Annotated in this window: 14 protein-coding genes; 12 read left to right on the top strand and 2 right to left on the bottom strand. The window is 71.3% G+C overall.

Features of this window, described 5'->3' with window-relative positions:
- Positions 1–120 precede the first annotated feature (120 nt).
- Together ACFWIC_RS20800 and ACFWIC_RS20795 are read right to left on the bottom strand one after the other, a co-directional pair.
- Positions 121–276: a hypothetical protein gene (locus ACFWIC_RS20800; RefSeq protein ID WP_355404356.1), complete on the bottom strand. Its 156-nt coding sequence runs from the start codon at positions 274–276 to the stop codon at positions 121–123.
- Positions 273–713 carry an ATP-binding protein gene (locus ACFWIC_RS20795; protein WP_355404358.1) on the bottom strand — a complete coding sequence of 147 codons (441 nt, stop codon included), beginning with the start codon at positions 711–713 and terminating at the stop codon, positions 273–275. Before ACFWIC_RS20795 ends, ACFWIC_RS20800 begins: the two co-directional genes overlap by 4 nt.
- A 218-nt stretch (positions 714–931) precedes the next feature.
- Here ACFWIC_RS20795 and ACFWIC_RS20790 point away from each other — a divergent pair, with 218 nt between their 5' ends.
- From ACFWIC_RS20790 to gatB, 12 genes are all read left to right on the top strand, one after another.
- On the top strand, positions 932–2,095 hold the full coding sequence (locus tag ACFWIC_RS20790) for a helix-turn-helix domain-containing protein (protein WP_380519677.1): 1,164 nt from the start codon (positions 932–934) through the stop codon (positions 2,093–2,095).
- Positions 2,096–2,107: 12 nt separating this feature from the next.
- Positions 2,108–2,683 (top strand): HD family hydrolase, encoded by a 576-nt coding sequence (locus ACFWIC_RS20785; RefSeq protein ID WP_380519676.1) that lies wholly within the window; start codon positions 2,108–2,110, stop codon positions 2,681–2,683.
- Between the two features lie 30 nt (positions 2,684–2,713).
- On the top strand, positions 2,714–3,166 hold the full coding sequence (locus ACFWIC_RS20780) for an NUDIX hydrolase (RefSeq protein WP_380519675.1): 453 nt from the start codon (positions 2,714–2,716) through the stop codon (positions 3,164–3,166).
- A gap of 51 nt (positions 3,167–3,217) precedes the next feature.
- Positions 3,218–3,748, top strand: a complete 531-nt coding sequence (locus tag ACFWIC_RS20775) for a TIGR00730 family Rossman fold protein (RefSeq protein ID WP_329882939.1) — start codon at positions 3,218–3,220, stop codon at positions 3,746–3,748.
- 13 nt (positions 3,749–3,761) lie between these two features.
- Complete coding sequence (locus tag ACFWIC_RS20770; protein WP_329882938.1) at positions 3,762–4,451, top strand: SDR family oxidoreductase; 690 nt, start codon at positions 3,762–3,764, stop codon at positions 4,449–4,451.
- Between the two features lie 67 nt (positions 4,452–4,518).
- On the top strand, positions 4,519–5,529 hold the full coding sequence (locus ACFWIC_RS20765; protein WP_329952177.1) for a methionine synthase: 1,011 nt from the start codon (positions 4,519–4,521) through the stop codon (positions 5,527–5,529).
- Between the two features lie 24 nt (positions 5,530–5,553).
- On the top strand, positions 5,554–8,001 hold the full coding sequence (ligA, locus tag ACFWIC_RS20760; protein WP_380519698.1) for an NAD-dependent DNA ligase LigA: 2,448 nt from the start codon (positions 5,554–5,556) through the stop codon (positions 7,999–8,001).
- Between the two features lie 311 nt (positions 8,002–8,312).
- Complete coding sequence (locus ACFWIC_RS20755; protein WP_329952175.1) at positions 8,313–10,064, top strand: bifunctional diguanylate cyclase/phosphodiesterase; 1,752 nt, start codon at positions 8,313–8,315, stop codon at positions 10,062–10,064.
- Between the two features lie 186 nt (positions 10,065–10,250).
- On the top strand, positions 10,251–10,547 hold the full coding sequence (gene gatC / locus ACFWIC_RS20750) for an Asp-tRNA(Asn)/Glu-tRNA(Gln) amidotransferase subunit GatC (RefSeq protein WP_035845952.1): 297 nt from the start codon (positions 10,251–10,253) through the stop codon (positions 10,545–10,547).
- 5 nt (positions 10,548–10,552) lie between these two features.
- On the top strand, positions 10,553–12,046 hold the full coding sequence (gene gatA, locus ACFWIC_RS20745; RefSeq protein ID WP_329952174.1) for an Asp-tRNA(Asn)/Glu-tRNA(Gln) amidotransferase subunit GatA: 1,494 nt from the start codon (positions 10,553–10,555) through the stop codon (positions 12,044–12,046).
- Positions 12,043–12,282, top strand: a complete 240-nt coding sequence (locus ACFWIC_RS20740; RefSeq protein ID WP_329882933.1) for a hypothetical protein — start codon at positions 12,043–12,045, stop codon at positions 12,280–12,282. The genes gatA and ACFWIC_RS20740 overlap by 4 nt, the downstream gene beginning before the upstream one ends.
- 78 nt (positions 12,283–12,360) lie before the next feature.
- Positions 12,361–13,869 carry an Asp-tRNA(Asn)/Glu-tRNA(Gln) amidotransferase subunit GatB gene (gene gatB, locus ACFWIC_RS20735; protein WP_329882932.1) on the top strand — a complete coding sequence of 503 codons (1,509 nt, stop codon included), beginning with the start codon at positions 12,361–12,363 and terminating at the stop codon, positions 13,867–13,869.
- Positions 13,870–14,027: the final 158 nt, after the last annotated feature.

Genomic DNA, 14,027 nt, shown 5'->3' with positions numbered 1-14,027 from the left:
TGTGGCTACCGGTCCGGAGGGCGCGGCGTGGGCGGATTCGCCGGCTTCGGTCGGGGTGGCTTCGGTTCGGGCGCGGGCATGGCGGTGCTCCTTTCTGTGCGAGGGGAGAGCGGTCCGGCTTCAGCGGGCGCGGTCGATCAGCACCAGGGCACCGGCGACGACGTGGAGTGCGGCCGCGACCGACACCCCGTAGGCGGCCCAGACCCGAACGGGATCGTCGCCGGAAGGCGAGCCGCCCTCGGAACAGCGATCGTCGTCCGTCGACGGGCGGTTCATCGGGGGATCGAAAGGTCGGCGTGCACGACCTTTCCGAGTGCCTCGACGCTCACGCCCCATCTGCCCCGGGTCAGGCGGTTCACCAGGGTCAGGCCGCGGTGGCACTCCTCGTCCGGAGCGGCCTGGATCAGTACCGGCAGGGCACACGAGCCGTCCCGAACCGAGATCCGCACGGTCGTCCGCGAGATGACTCGGACGGTGACCGCCATCTGCTGCCGGCATCCGGTCTTCGCGGCATTGGCGACCAGCTCGCTCGCGACCAGCTCGGCCGTGTCGAGCAGCTGGTCCAGTGCCCATTCCGTCAGGGTCTCCCGGAGGAACCGGCGAGCCTGCCCCGCCGATTCCGGCAGGTAGGGCAGCAGGATCTCGGCTGAGGTCAGAAGGCGAGCCGGTCCGTCAGCAGGAGGCGCGTGAGCCTCAACCGACCTCTGTGGCATGGCAACTCCTCTGTAAACTGGCCCGCTCGGCAAGATGTTCGAGTGCCGGGTTCGGGAGGGATCCGAGCAATCGATGTCGCAGACTCCTGCATCAGGTCTACGATTTCCGAGCCACGCGCGGAATCTCTCCGTGTCCGAGACGCTACGCCGCGTAGTGCATCGCTTCGACGGGCCGTCAGTACGAGTTACCCGGCCGATCCAGGCCAGGGGGAGCCCCGATGGTTGCTCAATCTCAGGCAGGGCGAGGAACAACACCGACCGGGGGTCGGTCTTCGCCCGAGCGGGAGCTGGAGGGCGCGATCGCCGGCTATCTCTTCAAGGTCATTCGCGAGCAGATTCCCCGGACTCAGGAGGAGCTGGCGGAGGAGCTCGGAGTGGACAAGAGCACCGTCCAAGGGTGGGAGTCCGGACGGCGTCCGCTGTCGTCCACCAAAGCCGGAAACCTTGTAGCGATGCGCCGAAGACTGATCCTTCTCGGTGCTCCGTCGGCTCTGGTGGACATACTCGCTGTCGCGATGGACGCAGACCTCCTCCTGGGCGAGATTCTCAGGGCGGAACCGACCCGCGCTCGGGTTCGTGAGCACCCGCTGGCGGGATGGGTGCTCACGCGAGACACGACGCACATGATCGGCTGGGCGGTCAGCGGAGTTCTCCCCGGCGCCGTTGCTGCCTACTCGACGCTTCCGGCCGCGCGACGTGGGCCGGTCTCGTCGTCGCCTCTTCTGGACCCTGGGTCGAGGGCACGCTTCTTCCACAATCTCCGGACTGCTTCGGATGCCGCGGAGCGGGCTGGACCGGACGCGGCTCTCCTGCGTCGACAGGTCTGGTACCTCTCCGCGTACGACCGGGAATGGGATGCCGCGAACTGGTTCGACGGAATGCGTCGCAGAGGTGCACTGACTGCGACGGTTGACGGCTGGTCGCCGCAGTGGGCCGAGACAAGGTCGGTGGCAGCGGCCTTGGCTCGTCAAGGCGACGCGGCTCTGTTGAGGGAGTTCATCAACAGGTCGATTGTTGATCATGACCAGGCGGAGGCGGCCAACCTGAACTACTGGGCGCATTGGCTCGGCCTCGACCGTCGGGCTCAAACGGACGACTGCTTCATGGCTGAGCGCGACCGGCCGGCCTGGGATGCCTCGGCGCTCCTGCGGGAGCTCGCCGTACGGCTCGACCGGGCTGTCGAGTACACCGATCTGTATGTTCATTCGGTTTGGGCTCTGATCCTTTCCCGCCGGAATCTGCTCGACTCCGATCCGTACGTGGCGCGGGAACTGGCCCGAAGAGTTGGTGTTCTGCTTGACGACGGACTTCTGTCTTCCGAGTCCCGGCGCAAGTTGGAGTCGGTGTACTACGGTCTCCGGGCAGGTGGCTACGGCGTGTGAGAGAGGGCGGCGATGGCAGAGGACGGGCAGGCGAAGGGCACCGCGGGGTACCTGTTCGAAGCAGGGATGCTCAAGCGGGCGAAGCGATCGGGCTGGTGGATCGCCGGAGTCAAGGATCCCGAGACGATTGCCGAACACTCCTTCCGCGTCGGTGTTGTCGGTGCGGTCCTCGCGATGATGGAAGGCGCCGATCCGGCGAAGGTCGCCCTGCTGTGCCTCTTCCATGACACGCAGGAGACCCGTGTCGGCGACATTCCGCACATCGGACGGCGATACGTCACCGCCGCGTCCAACGAGCGCGTCACTGCCGACCAGGTCAGTGCTGCCCACCCGGTTGTGGTCGCGGGAGTCCAGGCGATCGTCGAGGAGTACGAGAACGGCGAGAGCTTGGAGGTGGTCGTCGCACACGACGCCGACAAGCTCGAATGTCTGATCCAAGCCGTCGAGTACCGGGAGCAGGGCTACCGGAACGTCCAGCCCTGGATCGACAGCAGCCTCGGCAGCCTGAAGACCGACGCGGCCCGGCAACTCGCCGAGGCCTCGCTCACGATGACGTCGCTGGAATGGCAGAAGACCTACCTTGGGTAAGCTGCCCACCCCTCCTCGAACCCCGGTGACATGACGAGAGGCGAGGAGACCGGCCCGCCGCCACTGCACTCCGTGTCCGTCGCAGGGGTGGTGGTGCGGGAGGACGGGCGGGTGCTGGCGATCCGCCGGGCGGACAACGGGGCGTGGGAGCCGCCGGGCGGGGTGCTGGAGCTGTCCGAGGCCGTCGAGGACGGGGTGCGGCGGGAGGTCTTCGAGGAGACGGGCATCAAGGTCGGTGTGGAACGGCTGACCGGCGTGTACAAGAACGTGACCCGCGGCATCGTCGCGCTGGTCTTCCGCTGCCGTCCGGAGGACGGGACGGCGCGGCTCTCGGACGAGTCGACCGCCGTCGACTGGCTCACGCCGGCGGAGGTCTCCGACCGGATGGCCGAGGTGTACGCCGTGCGCGTGCTCGACGCGCTCCGGGACGGTGCCGCGCCCAGCATCCGTGATCACGACGGCCGGCGGGTGCTCGGGCGGTAGGGCGTCCCACCGGGGAGGAGGATCTCCGGACCGTGATAGACCGGACGCACTATGAACATCACTGTCTTCTGCTCCGCGTACTCGCTCGACGACCGCTACTCGGCTCCGGCCGCCGAGTTCGCCCGGCTGCTGGGGGAGGGCGGGCACACGCTGGTCTGGGGCGGTTCGAACGCCGGGCTGATGGGTCTGCTCGCGGACGGGGTGAAGGCCGCCGGGGGCCGGCTGGTCGGGGTCTCCGTCGAGTTCCTGAGGCACAAGGCGTACGACGGGGCCGACGAGCTGATCACCACCGCCGACCTCGCCGAGCGCAAGGCCCAGCTGCTGATGCGGGCCGATGCCGTGGTGGTGCTCGTCGGCGGCCTCGGCACGCTGGACGAGGTCACCGAGGTGCTGGAGCTGAAGAAGCACGCGCTGCACGACAAGCCGGTGGTCGTCCTGGACACCGAAGGTTTCTACGCGGGCCTGCGCACCCAGCTGGAGCGGATGGACGCCGAGGGCTTCCTGCCCCGCCCGCTGGGCGACCTGATCACCTTCGCCGGTACTCCGGCCGAGGTTTTCGAACAGCTCAAGTCCGGCGCCTGAGAGGATCGGCCCCATGGCTGCACATCTGATCACCGGCGCCGGCTCCGGCATCGGCGCCGTCCTCGCCGAACGCCTCGCGGAACGCGGGGACGACCTCTGGCTGCTGGCCCGCGACGCCCGCCGCGCCGCCGAGCTGCGCGAACGCTTCCCCGGGGCGCAGACCCTGGTCGGCGACCTCGGCACCCCGGCGAAGCTCTCCTGGGCCCTGGGGCACCAGGCACCGCCGATCGAACTCGACTCGCTGCTGCACGTCGCGGGCATCGTCGAGCTGGGCCCGGTCGGCGAACTGCCGGTCAAGGCCTGGCAGGACACCCTGAACGTCAACCTGGTCGCGCCCGCCGAGCTGACCCGTCTGCTGCTGCCCTCGCTGCGGCTGGTCAAGGGCCACGTCGTCTTCGTGAACTCCGGTGCCGGTCTGCGGGCCAGTGCCGACTGGTCGGCGTACGCGGCGAGCAAGCACGGCCTGAAGGCGCTCGCCGACTCGCTGCGCGCGGAGGAGCACGGGCACGGCGTCCGGGTCACCTCGGTCTACCCCGGCCGCACCGCCACGGCGATGCAGGTCAAGGTGCACCAGCAGGAGGGCAAGGAGTACGACGCCGGGCAGTGGATCGAGCCGGAGTCGGTGGTGAAGGCGATCCTGACCGCCCTCGACGTCCCGCGCGACGCCGAGATCACCGACATCACCGTCCGCCCCGGCCGCTGAGCCGCGACCGGCGGGGCGGGAGGTCGGCCGGTCCGACCTCCCGCCCCGGCGCACTAGGCTCGGGCGGGTGAGCAACGGACACCCCTTCCCCGACCTGGTCGGCGCCGCCACCGGCGTCGGATCGCTGCCCGGCACCGACGCCCGGGAGGCCGCCAGGACCTCCACCGGTGCGCTGGAGCACCTGCCGTTCCTCCCCGAACTGCCCGCGCGCGGGCCGGGTGCGGACATGATCGGACGCTCCGCCGGGATGCTGGTCGAGCTGTTCACGCAGACCGAGCCGAGCGGCTGGCGGTTCGCCGACCGCCCCGGCCGGGACACCCGCCGCGCCCACTCCTGGCTCGGCGAGGACCTGGACGCGCTGGAGGAGTACACCCAGGGCTACCGGGGACCGCTCAAGGTCCAGGCGGTCGGCCCGTGGACGCTGGCCGCGTCGATCGAGCTCAAGCACGGCGAGAAGGCGCTCGCCGACCGCGGCGCCTGCCGCGACATCGCCGCCTCGCTCACCGAGGGCCTCCGCCGCCACCTCGCCGACGTCCGCCGTCGCGTCCCCGGCGCCGAGGTCGTCCTCCAGCTCGACGAGCCCTCGCTGCCCGCCGTGCTGGCCGGCTCCGTGAAGACCGCCAGCGGCTTCCAGCGGCTGCGCTCGGTCGACCGGCAGGTCGCCGAGGAGGTCCTGCGCGAGGTGGTCCTCGGGCTGGACGCGCCGGTCGTGGTGCACTGCTGCGCGCCGCAGGTGCCGCTGCCGCTGCTGCGCCGCGCCGGGGTGGTCGGGGTCTCGCTGGACTTCTCGCTGCTGACCGAGCGTGAGGACGAGGAGCTGGGCGAGGCGATCGACGCGGGCACCGTGATCCTCGCCGGTGTCGTCCCCTTCACTGACCAGGGAGTGTCGGACGCGGCCGGTAGTGTCCAGGGTGTCAGGACGTTGTGGCGCAGGCTCGGGTTCGCCCCGGAGCTGCTGGGCCGCCGTGTGCTGGTGACGCCCACCTGCGGGCTGGCCGGGGCCTCACCGGCCTACGCGCGCACGGCGCTGTCACTCAGCGTGAAGGCGGGCCAGAGCCTGGTGGACAACCCGGAATGAGAAGTTAACGGAGGGCTTGCGGTGGTGGCTGTCGAGGGCTGGGAGGACGTTCCGGCGGAGGTTCGCAGGCGGCACGCCGAGCTGGCCACCGAGATCGAGGACCACCGGGCCCGCTACTACGAGCAGGACGCTCCGGTCGTCAGCGACGCCGAGTTCGACGCGCTGATGCGCGAGCTGGAAGGGCTGGAGGCCGAGCACCCGGCGCTGGTCACGCCGGAGTCGCCGACCCAGCGGGTCGGCGGCGCGCCGACCGGGCTGTTCGCCCCCGTCGAGCACCGGGAGCGCCTGCTCAGCCTGGACAACGCGATGGACGACGACGAGCTGGCCGCCTGGGCCGAGCGCGTCGCCGCCGAGCTGGCCGGCATTGACTACCACTACCTCTGCGAACTCAAGGTGGACGGCCTGGCCGTCAACCTCACCTACGAGAACGGCCAGTTGGTGCAGGCGGCGACCCGCGGCGACGGCCGGGTCGGCGAGGACATCACCGCCAACGTCCGCACCATCAAGGAGATCCCGCACCGGCTCAAGGGCGAGAACATCCCCGAGCTGGTGGAGATCCGCGGCGAGGTCTACTTCCCGACCGACGCCTTCGAGGCGCTCAACGCCTCCTTCGCGGAGGAGAACGAGCGCCGCCGGCTGGAGAACGAGGAGCGCGCCGAGGAGGGCAAGCGGCCCCGGGCGATGATCCGGCTCTTCATGAACCCGCGCAACGCCGCCGCCGGCTCGCTCCGTCAGAAGGACCCGCTGGTCACCGCCTCCCGTCCGCTGCAGATGGTGGTGCACGGCATCGGTGCCCGGGTCGGCTTCGACATCGACGACCAGTCGCACGCCTACCGGCTGCTGCACGACTGGGGCCTGCCCACCGCGCGGCACAACGAGGTGGTGGGGACCCTCGACGAGGTCCGCGCCTTCATCCGGCGCTTCGGCGAGCAGCGGCACTCGGTCGAGCACGAGATCGACGGCGTGGTCGTCAAGGTCGACGAGATCGCCCTGCAGGGCCGGCTCGGCTCCACCTCCAAGTCCCCGCGCTGGGCGATCGCCTGGAAGTACCCGCCGGAGGAGGTCACCGGCAAGCTGGCCGAGATCAAGATCGGCATCGGGCGCACCGGCCGGGCCACCCCGTACGCGGTGCTGGCCGAGCCGGTCAAGGTGGCCGGCTCGATGGTCCAGTACGCGACGCTGCACAACCAGGACGTGGTGAAGGCCAAGGACGTCCTGCTGGGCGACACCGTGGTGCTGCGCAAGGCCGGCGACGTCATCCCGGAGATCCTCGGCCCGGTCTACGACGTGCGGGACGGCAGCGAGGTGCCGTTCGTGATGCCCTCGCACTGCCCCGAGTGCGGTGCCGAGCTGCGGCCGATGGCCGAGGGGGACATCGACCTGCGCTGCCCCGACGCCCGGTTCTGCCCGGCCCAGATCCGCGAGCGGATCGCCTTCCTCGGCGGGCGCTCGGCGCTGGACATCGAGGGTCTGGGCTACGTCGCGGCCACCGCGCTGACCCAGCCGCTGACGCCGGCCGAGGCGCCGGTGCGCAACGAGGGCGACATCTTCGGCCTGACGGTGGAGCAGCTGCTGCCGATCAAGGTCCTGGTGCGCGACCAGAAGACCGGCATGCCGAAGCTCGACGACGAGACCGGCGAGGAGAAGGAGGTGTTCTTCTTCGCGACCACCGCCGGGGCGCCGAAGAAGAACACCGGGGTGATGCTCGACAACATCGAGAAGGCCCGGGACCGCCCGCTCTGGCGCTTCCTCAACGGCCTCTCGATCCGGCACGTGGGCCCGGTCGCGGCCCAGGACCTGGCCCGGGAGTTCCGCGACCTGGACGCGATCTTCGCGGCGAGCGAGGAGCGGCTGGCCGCGACCGACGGCGTCGGCACGGGCACCGCGCGGTCGATCATCGAGTGGTACCAGGTGGACTGGCACCGCGAGATCCTGGAGAAGTGGCGTGCGGCCGGCGTCCGGTTCACCGAGGAGGCCCCCGAGGAGGAGGCCGAGCGTCCGCTGGAGGGCCTCACCGTCGTCGTCACCGGGACGCTGGCCGGGCACACCCGGGACGGCGCCAAGGAGGCGCTGACCTCGCGCGGCGCGAAGGTGACCGGATCGGTGTCGAAGAAGACCCACTTCGTGGTCGCCGGGGACAACCCGGGGTCCAAGTACGACAAGGCCGTCCAGCTCGGACTGCCGGTCCTCGACGACGCCGGCTTCGACGTCCTGCTGGCGCAGGGCTCGGCCGCGGCGCGGGTCCACCTGGGCCTGCCGCCGGAGCCCGAGGCCGAGGAGCCGGTGAAGAAGGCGCCCGCGAAGAAGCGTGCGGCGAAGGCCGCCGCGGGAGCGGTCGCGGAGGCCGCCGAGGGCGCCGCGACCGCGGGGGAGAGCGTGGCGGGGGAGCCCGCCGAGGCGCCCGCGTCGGAGGCCGCCGGGCAGGATCCGTCGGCGCCGGAGCCGGGGGCGGAGGAGCCCTCTGAGGGCTGACCCGCGCGCGGAGGCCGGGGATCCGTCTTGTTATCGTCCTGATGCAACGTCATCGGGTGTCGCACGGTGGGAGCGGGCATCGTGTCACCGTGCGACACCGGAGCGCGGTGGCGCATTTCCGGTTGTCCGAAAGTCTGCCCGTCGGGTGGACCCGCGCATACCCTGGAGCGCAACAGAGTGTCAGCAGGGGTGGGGGTACCGGCTGAGCCGGACTCCGCGGGGCCGCTCCATGCCCGGCAGGCTGCCGGCACCGGTACGGTGCCTCACCGCTAGGCGGCCTGACGGGGCGGGCCCGACGGAGGACAGGGCTTATGGATCATACGACCGGCGGTGCGCCCACACGCCCGCCGCAGGGGGTGGCGGGTGCGGTCCTGCTGCTCGGAGTCCTGCTGGCCGGCGCCGCACCGCTCATCCCGCTGGCCGTCCTGGTCTACCGCTACGAACCCGAGCTGCTGCCGCTGTTCGCGGTTCCGCTGGCCGTGCTGGTCGCCGCCTGGCGGATCGCCCGGGACCGTGCCCGGGACCAGCTCACCGACCCGCTGACCGACCTGCCCAACCGCCAGGCGTTATTGATCGCGGCCCAGGAGGCGATCGCCGAGCACGCCGAGGGATACAGCGTCGGTCTGATCCTGCTCGACCTCGACCGCTTCCGGTCGCTCAACGACACCCTCGGTCATACCGCCGGTGACCGGCTGCTGGTCCACATCGCCCGCCGCCTGCACCGGGCGCTGCGCTCCGGCGGTGCGGCCGGCAGCGCCACCCGGGAGTCGATCGACGACGTCTTCGCCGGGCTGCCCCGGCACTACCGCGGCCGCCCGATGGTGGCCCGGATGGGCGGCGACGAGTTCGCCGTCCTGCTGCCCGGCATCGGCTGTCCGGACTCGCTGGAGAAGGTCGCCAAGGCGCTGATCGCCGAACTCGCCGCGCCGATCCGGCTGGACGGCCTGCTGCTCGTCCTGGAGGCCAGCGCCGGCGTCTGCGTCTACCCGCAGCACGCGCAGGACGCCGAGTCGCTGCTGCGCCGGGCCGACGTCGCGATGGGCCACGCCCAGCGCGGCCGTACCTCGGTCGAGCAGTACGACGAGGCGCAGGACGCCGACACGCCGTACCGGATCGGGCTGCTGGGCGACCTGCGGCGGGCCCTGGAGACCGGCGAGGTGCAGCTGCACTACCAGCCCAAGGTGGCCTTCGACGGCCGGGTGGTCGGGCTGGAGGCGCTGCTCCGATGGGAGCGGCCCGGCCAGGGGAAGGTCTCGCCGGACGAGTTCGTCGGGCTGGCCGAGTCCAGCGGCCTGATGCCCCGGCTGACCGACTACGTGCTGGAGGCCGCCGTCGGCCAGCTCGCCACCTGGCGCGAGCAGGGCCTCCAGGTGCAGGTCGCGGTGAACGTCTCCCCGCGCGACGTGCTCAACCCGGGCTTCGCCCAGCGGGTCGCCGGCCACCTGGTCCGCCACCAGGTCCCGGCCCACGCGCTCCAGCTGGAGATCACCGAACGGCTGCTGCTGGACGACTCCCGGCGGGCCGCCGACACCCTCGCCGAGCTGCGCGGCTACGGCGTCGGGATGTCCCTGGACGACTTCGGCACCGGCCACTCCTCGCTGGTGCGGCTGCGCAGCCTGCCGGTCGGCGAGCTGAAGATCGACCGCTCCTTCGTCTCCCGGATGGTCGCCGACGACCACGACGCGGCGGTGGTCCGCTGCTCGGTGGAGCTGGCGCACTCGCTCGGCCTGACCGTGGTCGCCGAGGGCGTCGAGGACGACGAGACCTGGGAGCGGCTGAACCGCATGGGCGTGGACGCCGTGCAGGGCTGGCTGGTCTCGGCGGCGCTGCCGGCCGAGCAGGCCACCGCCTGGCTGCGGGTGCACCGCACCGGCGCGCCGCCGGTGGAGCGGCTCACCACCGCCCCCGCCGTCCAGCTGCCGTCGGTGATCCACCCGGTGCGGCCCCCGGTGCTCCCGCCGGTGCCCCACGTTCTGCCGCCGGTGATCCAGGCGGTCCAGGCCGCGAAACTGGAGATCCAGGCGCCCGGGCAGCAGAGTTGGGCGCCGACCCGCCCCCAGTGAGCCGCCCCGCTCACCCGGGTGACCCGGGCCCGCCCTCGCTCGTTGGCCGGTGGCCGGGCCGTGCCCCATAGGATGGGGACCACAGACCAAGAGGACGGGAGCGCCGGACAGGCCGCTCCTGCCCGGGCCCGGCGCCGCCGGAAGGCGGTACCGGGCCTCACCAGAACTCACCCTGAGGATCGCTGCATGCCTGGCATCACGCGCGAGGAGGTTGCCCACCTCGCTCGGCTGTCGCGTCTTGAGTTGCAGGCCGAAGAGCTGGACCACTTCGCCGAGCAGCTCGACGTGATCATCGGCGCGGTCGCCCGCGTTTCCGAGGTCGCCGGACAGGACGTCCCGCCGACCTCCCACCCGCTGCCGCTGACCAACGTCATGCGCGCGGACGAGGTGCGGCCGTCGCTCACCCCGGAGCAGGCGCTGGCCGGTGCCCCCGCCGCCGAGGAGCAGCGTTTCCGTGTGCCGCAGATCCTCGGGGAGGACTGACCGAGATGACCGACCTGATCCGTTACACCGCGGCCGAGACGGCGAACGCCGTCGCCACCGGCGAGGTCTCCGCCGTCGAGGTCGCCCAGGCGCACCTGGACCGCATCGACGCCGTCGACAAGAAGGTCAACGCCTTCCTGCACGTCGACACCGAGGGCGCGCTGAGCGCCGCCCGGGCCGTCGACGAGAAGCGCGCCAGGGGCGAGGAGCTGGGCCCGCTGGCCGGCGTCCCGCTGGCGCTGAAGGACGTCTTCACCACCAAGGGCGTCCCGACCACCTGCGGCTCCAAGATCCTCGAAGGCTGGATCCCGCCGTACGACGCCACTCTGACCACGCGTCTCAGGGACGCCGGCGTGGTGATCCTCGGCAAGACCAACATGGACGAGTTCGCGATGGGATCCTCCACCGAGAACTCCGCCTACGGCCCGACCGGCAACCCGTGGGACCTCTCCAAGATCCCCGGCGGCTCCGGCGGCGGTTCGGCCGCCGCGCTGGCCGCCTTCGAGGCCCCGCTGGCGATCGGCACCGACACCGGCGGCTCGATCCGCCAGCCCGGCGCCGTCACCGGCACCGTCGGCGTGAAGCCCACCTACGGCTCGGTCTCCCGCTACGGCCTGGTCGCGTTCTCGTCCTCCCTGGACCAGGGCGGCCCGTGCGCCCGCACCGTGCTGGACGCGGCGCTGCTGCACGAGGCCATCGCCGGCCACGACCCGCTGGACTCCACCTCGATCGACGCGCCGGTCCCGGCCGTGGTCGAGGCCGCCAGGCGGCGTGACGTCCGCGGCATGCGGATCGGCGTCGTGAAGGAGTTCGCCGGCGAGGGCTACCAGGCCGGCGTGATGCAGCGCTTCAACGAGTCCGTGGAGCTGCTGCGCGAGCTGGGCGCCGAGGTCGTCGAGGTCTCCTGCCCGTCGTTCACCCTGGCGCTGCCCGCGTACTACCTGATCGCGCCCAGCGAGGCCTCGTCCAACCTGGCCCGTTTCGACGCGATGCGCTACGGCCTGCGGGTCGGCGACGACGGCACCCGCTCGGCCGAGGACGTCACCGCGCTCACCCGCGAGGCCGGCTTCGGCGCCGAGGTCAAGCGCCGCATCATCCTCGGCACCTACGCGCTCTCCTCGGGCTACTACGACGCCTACTACGGCTCGGCCCAGAAGGTGCGCACGCTGATCTCGCGCGACTTCGACGCGGCCTTCGCCGGCGTGGACGTCCTGGTCTCGCCGACCACCCCGACCACCGCCTTCCCGATCGGCGAGCGCGCCGACGACCCGATGGCGATGTATCTGGCCGACCTGTGCACGATTCCGTCCAACCTGGCGGGCAATGCGGCCATGTCGCTGCCGTGCGGGCTGGCCCCGGAGGACAATCTCCCGGTCGGCCTGCAGATCATCGCACCCGCGATGGCGGACGACCGCCTGTACCGCGTGGGCGGCGCCGTGGAGGCCGCACTCAACGACAAGTGGGGGCACACCCTGCTGGAGGAGGCACCGGCACTGTGAGCAAGATCGAGAAGGCCAAGGGCTTCAAGCACTCGAAGCCAGGCATCTGGCTGTCCATCGGCACGAGCGCGTTCAGCGTGATCACCGTGGTGAAGGACGTCCGCAAGGCCCGGGGCGAGAACGACACCCTGAAGCTGGTCAACGCCCTGGTCGGTGCCGCCGCGCTGGTCACCGGCACCGCCCTGCTGGTGCGCGAGCTGCGCCGGCTGGGCGACGACGACGTCCTGCTGGGCTGACCGAGCCCGCGAGGCCCGGCCTGTACCCGCCGTACAGGCCGGGCCGGCACCTCCAAGACTTTTAGTGAAGGGGACGCTGTGAGCGTCAAGAACCTGGTCTCCTACGAGGACGCTCTCGCGTCGTACGACCCGGTGATGGGCCTTGAGGTCCACGTCGAGCTGGGCACCAAGACCAAGATGTTCTGCGGTTGCTCGACCGAGCTGGGTGCCGAGCCGAACAGCCAGGTCTGCCCGACCTGTCTGGGCCTGCCGGGCTCGCTGCCGGTGGTCAACGCGATCGGCGTGGAGTCGGCCGTCAAGATCGGCCTGGCGCTGAACTGCGAGATCGCCGAGTGGTGCCGGTTCGCGCGGAAGAACTACTTCTACCCGGACATGCCGAAGAACTTCCAGACCTCGCAGTACGACGAGCCGATCGCCTTCGACGGCTACCTCGACGTGCAGCTGGAGGACGGCTCGACCTTCCGGGTGGAGATCGAGCGCGCCCACATGGAGGAGGACACCGGCAAGTCCAGCCACGTCGGTGGCGCGACCGGCCGCATCCACGGCGCCACGCACTCGCTGCTCGACTACAACCGGGCCGGCATCCCGCTGATCGAGATCGTCACCAGGCCGATCGTCGGCGCCGGCGAGCGCGCCCCCGAGGTCGCCAAGGCGTACGTCGCCGAGCTGCGCGAGCTGATCAAGGCGCTGGGCGTCTCCGAGGCCCGGATGGACAAGGGCCAGATGCGCTGCGACGTCAACCTGTCGCTGCGCCCGAACGGCACCGAGACCTTCGGCACCCGTTCGGAGACCAAGAACGTCAACTCGCTGCGCAGCGTCGAGCGGGCCGCCCGGTTCGAGATCCAGCGGCACGCGACGGTGCTCTCCGACGGCGGCACGATCGTCCAGGAGACCCGGCACTTCCACGAGGAGGACGGCAGCACCACGGCCGGCCGGATCAAGGACAACGCCGAGGACTACCGCTACTTCCCGGAGCCGGACCTGGTCCCGATCGCGCCGTCCCGCGCGTGGGTCGAGGAGCTGCGGGGCGGTCTCCCCGAGCTGCCGCGGGTGCGCCGGGCCCGTCTCCAGGCCGAGTGGGGCCTGACCGACAAGGACATGCAGTCGGTGCTGAACGCGGGCGCCGTCGAGTCGATCCAGGAGACCATCGCCGCCGGCGCCCCGGCCGACCAGGCCCGCAAGTGGTGGATGGGCGAGCTGGCCCGCCGGGCCAACGAGACCGGCACCGAGCTGAGCGAGCAGCCGATCACCCCGGCGCAGGTCGCCCGGGTCGCCGCGCTGGTCGCCGAGGGCAAGCTGAACGACAAGCTGGCCCGCCAGGTCATCGAGGCCGTGCTGGCCGGTGAGGGCGAGCCGGACGAGGTCGTCGAGAAGCGCGGCCTGGCCGTCGTCTCGGACGACTCCGCGCTCGGTGCCGCCGTCGACCAGGCCATCGCCGAGAACGAGGCGATCGCCGCCAAGATCCGTGACGGCAAGGTCGCGGCCGTCGGCGCCCTGGTCGGCGCGGTCATGAAGGCCACCCGTGGCCAGGCCGACGCGGCCCGTGTGAAGGATCTGATTCTGGAGAAGCTGGGCGCTTCTGCCTGAGTTTCTAAGGTGTCTTAGACCTTCTAAGGTCTACTTAGACGCCTCAGGCCCGGTCTTACCCCTCATAAGGGGTAGGCCGGGCCTTTGCCGTGTCCGGGCCGGGCACCCGGGCCCGGCACCTAAGGCCCGGACGGCCCGGAAGATCCGGCAGGCTGCCG

The sequence above is a fragment of the Kitasatospora sp. NPDC127035 genome (assembly GCF_042726075.1).
Lineage (GTDB): Bacteria > Actinomycetota > Actinomycetes > Streptomycetales > Streptomycetaceae > Kitasatospora.
Note: the sequence above shows the minus strand (reverse complement) of the source record. Positions and strands in the feature narration are given on the sequence as shown.

Excerpts from the sequence above, each read along its gene's own strand:
- ACFWIC_RS20800 (WP_355404356.1), bottom strand. The coding sequence starts at position 276 with ATGAACCGCCCGTCGACGGACGACGATCGCTGTTCCGAGGGCGGCTCG.
- ACFWIC_RS20795 (WP_355404358.1), bottom strand. The coding sequence starts at position 713 with ATGCCACAGAGGTCGGTTGAGGCTCACGCGCCTCCTGCTGACGGACCG.
- ACFWIC_RS20790 (WP_380519677.1), top strand. The coding sequence starts at position 932 with ATGGTTGCTCAATCTCAGGCAGGGCGAGGAACAACACCGACCGGGGGT.
- ACFWIC_RS20785 (WP_380519676.1), top strand. The coding sequence starts at position 2,108 with ATGGCAGAGGACGGGCAGGCGAAGGGCACCGCGGGGTACCTGTTCGAA.
- ACFWIC_RS20780 (WP_380519675.1), top strand. The coding sequence starts at position 2,714 with ATGACGAGAGGCGAGGAGACCGGCCCGCCGCCACTGCACTCCGTGTCC.
- ACFWIC_RS20775 (WP_329882939.1), top strand. The coding sequence starts at position 3,218 with ATGAACATCACTGTCTTCTGCTCCGCGTACTCGCTCGACGACCGCTAC.
- ACFWIC_RS20770 (WP_329882938.1), top strand. The coding sequence starts at position 3,762 with ATGGCTGCACATCTGATCACCGGCGCCGGCTCCGGCATCGGCGCCGTC.
- ACFWIC_RS20755 (WP_329952175.1), top strand. The coding sequence starts at position 8,313 with ATGGATCATACGACCGGCGGTGCGCCCACACGCCCGCCGCAGGGGGTG.
- gatC (WP_035845952.1), top strand. The coding sequence starts at position 10,251 with ATGCCTGGCATCACGCGCGAGGAGGTTGCCCACCTCGCTCGGCTGTCG.
- gatA (WP_329952174.1), top strand. The coding sequence starts at position 10,553 with ATGACCGACCTGATCCGTTACACCGCGGCCGAGACGGCGAACGCCGTC.